The following is an 11,016-nucleotide window of genomic DNA, read 5'->3' as shown; positions in this document are numbered from 1 at the left end:
GAGTCCGGTGATGCGCTACGCCGCGATGGCGCCGTCGATGCCCACTCAGCGCCTTTCCCTACAGTTGCGTGACCAATGCGATGCCCGGTGGAAATCACGAATTGCTCGGCGAGCAGGAGGGCGGAACCACCGAGTCGGTGCGAGACGTCCGTTTTCGACTGGCCGAGCAGCGAATTCAAGCCCGTAGCAGCGGTATCGGACTACGCACCATTCATCGTCGCCCGATGAGCCCGAGATCGCCTACGAGCTGTTGAAACGGTTCCACGGTTGCGGTTACGCGACCGTCTATGCCCGTCCTGGACAAGCTTGGCTTTCAACGACACCACCAGAGCGCCGACGATCGCGGTCGGCCGCTTGTATACCTGGTGCCGCAGGCTGTCGCGGTTCGCGCTGGAACACCGCGCGCAACAGCTGAATTGGGAGCATCAACTCAAGTCGGCGGAGAGCGCCTTGCCGGCAGCCGTCAACAGCGGCACGGCCCTCTCGATAAGCCGGTCGGTCACCCGACCCGCAGGTCCTGACACCGACAGCGCGAGTCGCGACGATGTGTCGGGGATGGCCACGGCAACACAGCGGACGCCGATCTCCTGCTCGCCCTCGTCGACGGCGTAACCGTGCATGGCCGACCAGGCGACCTGTGCGGCGAACTGTTCGGGGTCGGTGATCGTGGTGTCGGTGTGCCGGGGCATGCCTGAACGCTTGAGGATTTCGAGCACCTGGTCGGGCGGCATGTGAGCCATGATCGCCTTGCCGACCGCTGTGCAGTGGGGCTCCACCCGGCGGCCTACTTCGGTGAACATCCGCATGGAGTGCCGGGACTGCGCCTGCGCGACGTACACGATCTCGTCGCCGTCGAGCATCGCGAGATTTGCCGATTCGCCTAACTCGTCAACGAGTCTCGCCAGATGCGGGCGCGCCCATACGCTGAGCATCTTCGAGGAGGCGTCACCGAGCCTGATCAGTCGAGGACCGAGAACGTATTGCCGCGACGACTCCTGGCGGATGTAACCGAGATCGACCAAAGTCCGCAGCAGCCGGTGGATTGTGGGCAAGGGCAGGCCGGATTGGTTGGCGAGCTGCGAAAGCGCGAGTGCGCCGCCGGCATCGGCCATCAACTCCAGCAGCGAGAAGGCACGCCCGATCGACTGGACGGATCCCGTCCGGGCCTTGGTTTCGGTCGCTGTCATTGCGTGATCTCCCGTTTTCGTATGCCGGAAGTTTAGTATCCTCCAGCGGGGTTTTGTTTTTCCGCTATCCAGATATTATCTCCGCAATACGAAAACAACGAGCCCAGCGAGGTACTTCTTCCATGACTCACGACTTCAACGCGCTCGCGGACGAACTCGACGCCCGGCTGGCGGAAGCTGACGCGGCCCTTGCAGCGGCGTACCCGGGCGACCGCGGCCGTCGCCAACCGGTGCACACGGTCTACGTCCCCGCTGACCGCTTCGACTCGGACACCGTCGGGGCGTGGGCCGAGGAGGCCAGAAGTGCACTGGCTGCCCACGGCGGCTCCGCGGCGGAGCTGGCCCAAGCGCTCGACCTGCAGCCTGGCATCGCCACAGAAATCTACGAACGCATCCGCCGCAAATTGGACGTGGAGGCCATCGAGGATCTGCGTATCGACCTCGAGGACGGCTATGGCATCCGGCCCGACGAGGACGAAGATGCCGCGACGGTCGCTGCCGCCCAGGCCCTCGCCGCGTCGATCGCAGCCGGAAAAGCCGCGCCTTTTCACGGAATTCGGGTCAAGAGTTTCGAGGCGCCGACGCGCCGCCGCGGGGCGCGCACGCTGCAGCTGTTCGTGCACACGCTGGTCGACGCCGGCGGCCTGACCGACGGCTTTGTCATCACGCTCCCCAAGGTGACATCCGTGGACCAGGTCGAGGCGTTCGTGTTCGCGCTCGGGCAGGTGGAGGAGGAATGCTCGCTCGAGCTTGGCACGCTGCGCTTCGAGATTCAGGTCGAAACCCCGCAGGCGATCCTGGGCAACGACGGGACCGCACTCATCGCCCGCATGGTCCACGCAGGCGGGGACCGGGTCACCGGACTGCACTACGGCACGTACGACTACTCCGCGTCCCTGGGCGTTGCGGCCGGGTACCAGAGTCTGGAGCATCCGGTCGCCGACCACGCCAAGGCCGTCATGCAACTCGCGGCCGCAGGCACCGGGGTGTTCGTCTCGGACGGTTCGACCAACGTGCTTCCCGTGGGTGACCGCGATGCGGTGCACGCCGCGTGGCGTCTACACGTGCGCCTGGTCCGCCGATCCTTCGAGCAGGGCATTTACCAGGGTTGGGACATGCATCCCGGCCATCTGCCCAGCCGTTATGTCGCGACGTACTCCTTCTTCAGGGAGGGGCTGGCCAGTGCTGCCCAGAGGCTCCGCGCGTACGTGCACGGCGGCCAGTCCGGTTTCCTCGACGAGCCGGCGACGGCAGCGGCCATGGCGGGGTATCTGCTGCGCGGGCTTGAATGCGGCGCCGTCGACGCGAGCGAGCTCGACCAGCTTGTCGGTGTGGACCCCGATGTCCTGGCGGTCCTCGCAAAGCGTCGCCCGAAATCCTGATCCACGAAATTTATGGCCGGTGCACTCCTCAGGGCTGCACCGGTCATTCTTTTGGGCGAACACCCTTGACAAGGCGCTGTGATCGCGCCCACACTATCGTTAATCGGAAATTAAAATCCATAATACGGAAAACGAGAGCAGGCCGGTCGGCCTCAGGAGCGCAGCCGTGAAAATCCTCGTAGTCAACGTCAACACCACCGCCAGCATGACCGACGCGATCGCCGCGTCAGCGCGCTCAGTGGCTTCGCCCGGCACCGAAATCGTAGGTCTCACACCGACTTTCGGTGCCGAATCGGTCGAGGGCAACTTCGAGAGCTACCTCGCCGCGGTCGGTGTCATGGACGTCGTCAGCCACTACGAAGGCAAATACCACGCAGTCATCCAGGCGGGCTTCGGTGAGCACGGCCGCGAAGGCCTGCAGGAACTGTGCGACGTACCGGTCATCGACATCACCGAGGCGGCGGGCCACGTCGCGTCGTTACTCGGGCACAAGTACTCCGTCGTCACGACGCTCGATCGCACGGTCCCGCTGATCGAGGACCGGCTCAAGCTCGCCGGGCTCGACGCCCGATGCGCCTCGGTGCGATCCAGCGGCATGTCCGTCCTCGAACTGGAGGAGCGACCCGAAGACGCCGTCAAGGCGATTGTCGCCGAGGCCGAGATCGCGGTCACCCAGGACGGTGCCGAGGTCATCTGTCTCGGCTGCGGCGGCATGGCCGGTCTCGACGAGGCCGTCGCCGCCGCCACGTCGGTACCCGTCGTCGATGGCGTCACCGCCGCCGTCAAACTCGCCGAGGCCCTCGTCGGACTCGGCCTGACCACCAGTAAGACAAGGACTTTCGCCACTCCGCGTCAAAAGCGCGTCAGCGGCTGGCCCATGTCGCCCGGCGCCGACCGGTGATTTGATCCCTTCACGATTCGGAGTAACACGATGCCAACCCAAGAGTTCGACCCCGTTGCCCTGGCGGCACAGGATCCTGAAGGTCGCCTCTACAACAAGGACCTCAAGCCCGCCGAACCGCACGAGCGCAAGTGGTCCACCTACAGCCTGTTCTCGCTGTGGATGAACGACGCGCACAACGCCGGTAACTACACCTTTGCCGCGGGCCTGTTCCTGATCGGCCTCAGCCCGATCCAGGTGACGCTCGGCATCCTCGGCGGCGCGCTCATCATCTTCGCCGGCTGCTGCATGTCCGGCTTCATGGGCCATGACACCGGCGCCCCGTACCCGGTCGTATCGCGGATGTCGTGGGGCATCTGGGGCGCCAACATCCCGGCACTCGTGCGCGGTGCGGTGGCGATCGCGTGGTACGGCATCCAGACGTTCCTTGCCTCCATCGCGTTGAAAGTTTTACTGCTGCATTTCTTTCCGGGCCTTCAAGGACTGGCCGAGACCAGGGTGTTCGGGCTCGACCTGCTCGGCTGGATCGCATTCCTGATCCTGTGGGCCATCCAGATGGTGATCGTCGCCAAGGGTATGGAGGCCGTCCGGCACTTCCAAGGTTGGGCGGGCCCGGCGATCTGGGTGGTGATGATCGCGCTCGCAGTCTGGATGCTGTCGCAGGCCAACTGGAACATTTCCTGGACGCAGGGCGGTGGGGATGCCAACCTGTCGACCGGCGAACAGATCTATCAGACCATCGCGGCCGTCGGCCTCACCGTCGGCGTGCTCGCCACCCTGATGCTCAACTTCTCCGACTTCGCCCGCTTCTCCCCGTCGCGAACCGACGTCGTGAAGGGCAATCTTTGGGGCCTGCCGCTCAACTGGACCGCGTTCGCGCTGACGTCAGTTGTCGTGTCGGCCGCCTCGGTCTCGGTTTACGGCGAGGCCGTTCTCGATCCGGCTGAGCTGCTCAAGCGTGTCGACAGCGACATCATCATGTTGTTGGGCAGCGCGGTCTTCGTGCTGGCCACCATCGGCGTGAACATCGTCGCGAACTTCGTCTCGGCCGCCTACGACCTGTCCAACATCAACCCGAAGCGGATCAGCTTCCGCAAGGGCGGCATCATCACCTCGATCCTGGCCCTCGTGTCCATGCCGTGGAACCTGTACAACAGCCCCGAGGTGATCGCCTACTTCCTCGGCGGACTCGGCGCTCTGCTCGGCCCGTTCTTCGGAATCCTGGCACTGGACTACTTCTGGTATCGCAAGGGCCGCTTCAGTATTCCGGATCTGTACCTGCCGACGCCGGAGTCGAAGTACTACTACCGCAACGGCGTCAATCCGCAGGCTGTCATTGCGTTCGTGCCATCCGCCACCATCGCACTGGTCCTCGCGCTGGTGCCGATGTTCGAAAAGGTCGCGCCGTTCGGATGGTTCATCGGCGCAGCCCTCGGCGCCATCGCCTACTACATGGTCACCCGCGGCAAGCCGCTCGTCCAAGGGCCCATCGAGGAGATGGTCGCGCGCCCCGACCAGCAGGCCGTCGAGTGACGGGCTGCTAGCGCAGACGATCTCCGCCGACCCAGACCCCGCGCACGTCCGACGCCCCGGCCAGGGCGAACACCTTGGCCAGGGCGTCATCGGCGTCGGCGGCGTGCGCGAGTACACGGCTCAACGTGGTGCCTGGACCGGAGCCGACCCAGACCGCGTCGAACTGCTTGCCCACCGAGAGGTCGCCGACGTCGCCGTCCATCTCCAGCGCTGCGGCGCCGGCCGCGGTGGCCAGGTACAGCATGTGCGCCGCGGTCAGCGGCAACCCGTCAGCCCCCAGCAGGGCCTGCATGAAGTACGACTGCAGGCCCTCCCGGATAACCGAGAAGCTGGTGCCCGCACCGACATCGGTGCCCAGCGCCACCCGCACGCCGTGCTCGACATGCCGGCGCATAGGGAACAGCCCGCTGCCCAACGCGCTGTTCGATGACGGGCAGTGCGCCACGCTCGCGCCGGCCGAGGCCAGCTGGTCCAACTCCGCGTCGGTGGAATGTACGTTGTGCGCCAACACGCTCCGTCGCCCGAGCAGCCCGTGACGACCGTAGGTGTCGACGTAGGAGCTGCACTCCGAGAACAGCCCGCGCACCTTGTCGACCTCCGCGGTGTTCTCGTTGACGTGTGAGGTGAACAGCGCACCGTCGATCTCGCCTAGCAGCGCCTCGCAGGACTCCAGCATCGCGACAGTCGTCGAGAGCGAGAACCGTGGCGTGACGGCGTAGCGCAGCCGGTCCTTGCGGTGCCATCGGCCTGCCAGCGCCAACCCGTCGGCGTGCGCCTGCTCCGGGGTGATCAGCAGGTCGTCGCGCAGCAGCCGGTCGCTGACCACCAACCCGGAGCAGACCCGCAGTCCGGTGGCCGCCGCCTGCTCGAACAGGCAGTCGACCGCCGCTGCGAAATGCGCCCCGAAAACCAGCGCGGTTGTGGTGCCTGCCGTGATCAGCCCGTCGACAAACTCGTCGGCCACATCGCGCGCATGGTCGGCATCGGCCATCCGGGCTTCCTCGGGCAGCGCACTCCGCTCCAGCCAGTCCAGTAGCGGCATGCCGAGCGCGCCGATCACCCGCACCTGGGGGAAGTGGACATGGGTGTCCACCAGACCGGGCAGCACCACACCGCCCTTCAGGTAGAACAGCTCGGCGTCCGGATGCGCCGCTTGGATCTGTTGGAACGGGCCCCGATCGGTGATCACACCGTCGGCCACCACGATCCCGGCGTCGGATTCGGCGCGCAGCACCCCGCCGGTGAACGGCGAAGCCGGGGTGTCCAGCACGGTTCCGCGATAGATCCTCATCGAGCGGTCTCCGCCGCCTCGGCGCCGGCCTCGGTGCTCACCGGACGCTCGCGCTGGAACCGCAGCAGCAGGTCGGCGGCCACGCTGACGGCGATGGTCGCGGGCTCCTTACCGGTGATCTGCGGCAGCCCGATCGGAGTGGTGATGCGGCTCAGGGCCGCCTCGTCGTGGCCCTCCTCGGTCAGCCGCCGGGCGAAGCGACGCCACTTCACCGACGACCCGATGAGGCCGATCGAACCCAGGTGCCGGCAACGCAGCGCGGCATCACACAGCGCGACGTCCTCGGCGTGGTCGTGGGTCATCAGCAGCACGTGACAGCCGGCGGGCAATTCGCCCAGCACGAGCTCCGGCACGACCGCGTGATGGGTGTGCACCCTGGCCTCGGCGTCGGCGGTGAGCGCGGCCAGCCGCGCCGGCTCTGCGTGTTGCGCCCTCGAGTCGACCAGGTGCAGTTCGATGTCGTGTCGTGCCAGGATCCGGGCCAGTTCGCAGCCGACGTGGCCCATGCCGAAGATCGCCACCGCGGGCACCGTGCACAGCGGTTCGAACAGCACGGTCACTTCACCGCCGCAGCACTGGACGCCGTGTTGCGTCCGGGCTTGTTCGGTGAGACCCCAGGTCTTGGTCTCCGGTTCCCGGGTGCCCGCCGACAGTAGCTCGCGTGCCGCCAACAACGCCGACTGCTCCAGGTTGCCACCGCCGATGCTGCCCCAGCAGTCGTGCGCGGACACCACCATCTTCGCCCCGCCCTCACGGGGTGCGTGCCCGCGCACGGCCATCACGGTGACCAGCACCCCAGGCATTCGCTGCTCGCGCAGCCGCGCTATCGCGCTCATCCAGTGCATGGCTAGCCGCCACCTCCGGCGACCTGGACGGCGGGCGCCTCCTTGGGGCGCATCGGGGCATCCGTGGAGCGGGCGCGCTGAATCGCCCAGAACACCTGTTCGGGTGTCGACGGGCAGCCGAGGTCAACGCAGTGCCCGGTCGGGCCGAACGCCGCGACCGCCTCGCGCAGTGCCTCGCGCACACTGAAGGCCAGCATCAGCGGCGGCTCGCCGACCGCCTTCGACCCGTACACGGCGCCGTCCTCGTGCGCTTTATCCAACAGTGTCACGTTGAACACCTCGGGCATCTCGGAGAAGCTGGGCAGCTTGTAGGTGCTGGCCGCCTGCGTGGCCAACCGGCCGCGCGACGGCCCGTCGCCGGTATCCCAGCGCAGGTCCTCGAGGGTCAGCCAGCCGGCGCCCTGCACGAACCCGCCCTCGACCTGGCCGAGATCGACCAGCGGGGACAGGCTGTCGCCGACGTCGTGCACGATGTCCACCCGGCGCAACCGGTAGGTGCCGGTGAACCCGTCCACCTCGACCTCACTGGCCGCTACCCCGTACGCGAAGTACTTGAACGGCGAGCCCTGCATCCGCGCGGCGTCCCAGTGCAGCCCCGCGGTGCGGTAAAAGCCTGCCGCCCACAGTTGCACCCGCTGGTGGTAAGCGACATTCACCAGTTCCGCGAAATCCAGCTCGCGGTCAGTCGCCGCCAGCCCGGTCACCTTGCCGTCGACGAACCGGACGTCGGCCGGGTGTACCCCTCCGAGTTCCTCGGCGGCCACCTCGGCGAGCCGGGCCTTGATCTGCTCGCAGGCGTTCTTCACCGCGCCGCCGTTGAGGTCGGCGCCCGAACTGGCCGCCGTCGCAGAGGTGTTGGGCACCTTGTCGGTGCGGGTCGGCGCCAACCGCACGCTCGACAGCGGCACCCCGAGCGCGGTCGCCGCGACTTGCAGCATCTTGGTGTGGAGGCCCTGGCCCATCTCGGTGCCGCCGTGGTTGATCAGCACCGAGCCGTCCTTGTACACGTGCACCAACGCGCCGGCTTGGTTGAAGGCGGTCAGGTTGAACGAGATACCGAACTTCACGGGGGTCATCGCGAGCGCTCGTTTCGTGTGCTCGTGGGTGGCGTTGAACGCCTCGATCTCGACGAGTCGCCGGTCGATGTCGCCGCTCTCCAACACCTGGCTCCAGGCCTGCTCGATGCGCTCCGGATGGCGCACGTCCTGGCCGTACGGGGTCGTCTGCCCGGCCGAATAGAAGTTGCGCCTGCGCAGTTCGCGGGCACTGATGCCGAGCGCGGGCGCGCACTGGCCGAGGATGTTCTCGGTCACGATCATGCCCTGCGGCCCGCCGAACCCGCGGAACGCGGTCTGCGACGTCTTGTTGGTCTTCGAGATCCGCCCGTGCACCTCGATGTTCGGGATCCAGTAGGCGTTGTCGATGTGGCAGAGCGCGCGGCCCAGCACCGGTTCGGACAGGTCGAGACTCCAGCCTCCGTCCGCGGTCAGCGTCGCGGTCAACGCCTGGATCGTGCCGTCCGCGGCGAAGCCGGCCTTCCACAGCGCGTGGAAACCGTGCCGCTTGCCGGAGATCGTGATGTCCTGAGTTCGGTTGAACCGCACCCGCACTGGTCGGCCGGTGATCACCGCGCCGAGCGATGCGATGGCCGCATATCCGTGCGGCTGCATCTCCTTACCGCCGAAGCCGCCGCCCATGCGCAGGCATTGCACGGTGACCTCGTGGTTCGGCTTGCCCAGCACGTGCGAGACGATGTCCTGCGTCTCGGTCGGATGCTGCGTCGAGGACTGGACGAAGATCTGCCCGTTCTCGTCGATGCTGGCCAGCGCCGCGTGGGTCTCCAGATAGAAATGCTCCTGCCCGGCGAACTCGAACTCCCCTTCGAAGACGTGCGCGCAGCCCGGGAATGCGGCCTCCGGTTCGCCGCGGCGCAGCACGGGCCGGAACCCCTGGTAGCTCTCCGCGGCGATGGCTTCCTTGAGCGTCATCAGCGACGGCAGCGGGTCGTAGTCGACGGCAACTCGGGTGGCCCCGATCCGGGCCGCCTCGAGCGTGTCGGCGAGTACCCAGCACACCGGGTGCCCGTAATACATGACCTCGCTGGGGAACAGCGGCTCGTCGTGCTTGACCCCCGCGTCGTTCACCCCTGGCACGTCGGCAGCGGTGAGCACATACACCACCCCCGGCACGGCCAGGGCAGGCGCGGTGTCCATCGAGCGCACGTGGGCGTGCGCATGCGGAGCCTGGACCGGGTATGCGTGCAGTGCGCCGGGGTATCGGCTGACCAAGTCATCCGTGTACAGGGCGAGTCCGGTGACGTGCAGATCCGCGCTCTCGTGCGGCATCTCGACGCCTACCACCGGGCGCGGCGGACGGGTACTGAGTTCACTCATGACGTGACCTCCTCTGGTACTGCGGACTCGGCATGGAACTTGAGCAGCGACTGCTCGAGCATCGCCGCGCGGAAGGCGGCGCTGGCCCGGTGGTCGTCGATCGGGGTGCCCTCGCGCCCGAGCACGGCGGCGGCCTCCCGCACCGTGTCGGCGGTCCATCGGCGGCCACGCAGCGCGTCTTCGGTGGCGGTGGCGCGAAGCGGTGTGGCCGCCACCCCGCCGAGGCCGATGGTCACCCGTTCGACGACACCATCGGCGACGTCCAAGGCGAATGCGATTGCGACACTGGAGATGTCGTCGAACCGCCGTTTGGCGATCTTGTGGAAGGCGACCATGGTGGCAGCCGGCATGGGGATACGCACCGCCCGGATCAGTTCGCCCCTCTGCTTCACGGTCTGCCGGTAGCCGGTGAAGTAGTCGGCCAGCGCGACCTCGCGATCGCCGTCCGGCCCGGACAGGACGAGCTTCGCCTCGAGTGCCAGCAGCGCGGGCGGTGCGTCCCCGATGGGGGAGGCGGTGCCGAGGTTGCCGCCCAGCGTGGCGCCGTTGCGGATGAGCCGGGAGGCGAACTGCGGCCAGAGCTGATCGAGCAGCGGAATCCGCCCCTCCAGCAGCCGCTCGGCCTCGGACAGCGTGAGCGCGGCGCCGATCTCGACTTCGGATGGGCCGACGCTGAACGTCCGCAATTCGGGGAGCCGGTCGACGGCAACCACGAACGCAGCGCGGGTGCCGCGCAGGTTGACCTCGACACCCCAGTCGGTGCATCCGGCGATGACGGTGGCGTCCGGCCGTTCGGCCAGCAGCGCCACCGCCGCGGCCAGGTCGGCGGGCCGGGCGAATTCGGTGTCGCCGACCCGCACCCGGGTGGCGGGGACGGCAGGCGGCGGCGTTGCGCAGCGCTGGGCGAACATGTCCTCCCCGCGCGGGATGTCCAACGCGTAGGCGGCATCCCGGATCGGGCGGTATCCCGTGCAGCGGCACAGGTTTCCGCTCAGCGCGTGCAGGTCGAAGCCGTTCGGCCCGTGTTCATGGTCGGCCGCCTGCTTCCCGTTGCTGCTGGGGTCGGAGGGAGTCCGGTCCGGCCGGTAGTACTCGGCCGCCATCGAGCAGATGAAGCCGGGCGTGCAGTAGCCGCACTGGGAGCCCCCGCGTTGTGCCATTTCTTCCTGCACCGGGTGCAGCGCACCCGGCTTGCCGAGGCCCTCGGCGGTGATCAGCTCCTGGCCGTCCAGCGACAGCACCGGCACCAGGCACGCGTTCAGCGCGGTCCAGAGGGTGCGACCGTCACCGTCGGGCCGGGCCACCATGATCGAGCAGGCGCCGCACTCGCCCTCGGCGCAGCCCTCCTTGGCGCCGGTCAGCCCCTGGTCGCGCAGCCAGTCGAGCGCGGTGACATACGGCTCGATATCGACGACCGGGCGTTGCTCGCCGTTGACCAAAACGCTGGGTGTCGTCGTCATGACGCCGTTCCTTCCTTGCCGGTC

Annotated in this window: 8 protein-coding genes; 3 read left to right on the top strand and 5 right to left on the bottom strand. The window is 67.5% G+C overall.

Translation table 11 applies throughout. From position 1 onward, the window contains the following. Positions 1-425 precede the first annotated feature (425 nt). Positions 426-1,187, bottom strand: a complete 762-nt coding sequence (locus ACVWWN_RS03025; RefSeq protein WP_457142566.1) for an IclR family transcriptional regulator — start codon at positions 1,185-1,187, stop codon at positions 426-428. A 122-nt stretch (positions 1,188-1,309) separates the two neighbouring features. Between ACVWWN_RS03025 and ACVWWN_RS03020 the strand changes: the two genes are divergently transcribed. The 3 genes from ACVWWN_RS03020 (at position 1,310) to ACVWWN_RS03010 (ending at position 5,003) form a co-directional block, all read left to right on the top strand. After that, the gene (locus tag ACVWWN_RS03020; RefSeq protein ID WP_457142565.1) at positions 1,310-2,569 is read left to right on the top strand and encodes a DUF6986 family protein; all 1,260 of its coding nucleotides are present in this window, start codon (positions 1,310-1,312) and stop codon (positions 2,567-2,569) included. A gap of 166 nt (positions 2,570-2,735) precedes the next feature. Continuing rightward, positions 2,736-3,470 (top strand): aspartate/glutamate racemase family protein, encoded by a 735-nt coding sequence (locus ACVWWN_RS03015; protein ID WP_457142564.1) that lies wholly within the window; start codon positions 2,736-2,738, stop codon positions 3,468-3,470. A 30-nt stretch (positions 3,471-3,500) separates the two neighbouring features. Next, the gene (locus ACVWWN_RS03010; RefSeq protein WP_457142563.1) at positions 3,501-5,003 is read left to right on the top strand and encodes an NCS1 family nucleobase:cation symporter-1; all 1,503 of its coding nucleotides are present in this window, start codon (positions 3,501-3,503) and stop codon (positions 5,001-5,003) included. Between the two features lie 7 nt (positions 5,004-5,010). On the opposite strand, the gene ACVWWN_RS03005 is transcribed toward ACVWWN_RS03010, so the two are convergent. The 4 genes from ACVWWN_RS03005 to ACVWWN_RS02990 are packed head-to-tail and all read right to left on the bottom strand — an operon-like array spanning position 5,011 to position 10,992. Then, complete coding sequence (locus tag ACVWWN_RS03005) at positions 5,011-6,294, bottom strand: guanine deaminase (RefSeq protein ID WP_457142562.1); 1,284 nt, start codon at positions 6,292-6,294, stop codon at positions 5,011-5,013. Further along, positions 6,291-7,130, bottom strand: a complete 840-nt coding sequence (gene xdhC, locus ACVWWN_RS03000; protein ID WP_457142561.1) for a xanthine dehydrogenase accessory protein XdhC — start codon at positions 7,128-7,130, stop codon at positions 6,291-6,293. Before xdhC ends, ACVWWN_RS03005 begins: the two co-directional genes overlap by 4 nt. An 11-nt stretch (positions 7,131-7,141) precedes the next feature. Beyond that, positions 7,142-9,532, bottom strand: coding sequence for a xanthine dehydrogenase molybdopterin binding subunit (xdhB, locus tag ACVWWN_RS02995; RefSeq protein WP_457142560.1), 2,391 nt, complete (start codon positions 9,530-9,532; stop codon positions 7,142-7,144). Beyond that, positions 9,529-10,992, bottom strand: a complete 1,464-nt coding sequence (locus tag ACVWWN_RS02990) for a xanthine dehydrogenase small subunit (RefSeq protein ID WP_457142559.1) — start codon at positions 10,990-10,992, stop codon at positions 9,529-9,531. The genes xdhB and ACVWWN_RS02990 overlap by 4 nt, the downstream gene beginning before the upstream one ends. Positions 10,993-11,016: the final 24 nt, after the last annotated feature.

The organism is Mycobacterium sp. URHB0021 (assembly GCF_054057895.1).
The sequence above is the reverse complement of the archived record's forward strand: the minus strand, read 5'-3'. Positions and strand labels throughout refer to the sequence as shown.

Excerpts from the sequence above, each read along its gene's own strand:
- ACVWWN_RS03025 (WP_457142566.1), bottom strand. The coding sequence starts at position 1,187 with ATGACAGCGACCGAAACCAAGGCCCGGACGGGATCCGTCCAGTCGATC.
- ACVWWN_RS03020 (WP_457142565.1), top strand. The coding sequence starts at position 1,310 with ATGACTCACGACTTCAACGCGCTCGCGGACGAACTCGACGCCCGGCTG.
- ACVWWN_RS03010 (WP_457142563.1), top strand. The coding sequence starts at position 3,501 with ATGCCAACCCAAGAGTTCGACCCCGTTGCCCTGGCGGCACAGGATCCT.
- ACVWWN_RS03005 (WP_457142562.1), bottom strand. The coding sequence starts at position 6,294 with ATGAGGATCTATCGCGGAACCGTGCTGGACACCCCGGCTTCGCCGTTC.
- xdhC (WP_457142561.1), bottom strand. The coding sequence starts at position 7,130 with ATGAGCGCGATAGCGCGGCTGCGCGAGCAGCGAATGCCTGGGGTGCTG.
- xdhB (WP_457142560.1), bottom strand. The coding sequence starts at position 9,532 with ATGAGTGAACTCAGTACCCGTCCGCCGCGCCCGGTGGTAGGCGTCGAG.
- ACVWWN_RS02990 (WP_457142559.1), bottom strand. The coding sequence starts at position 10,992 with ATGACGACGACACCCAGCGTTTTGGTCAACGGCGAGCAACGCCCGGTC.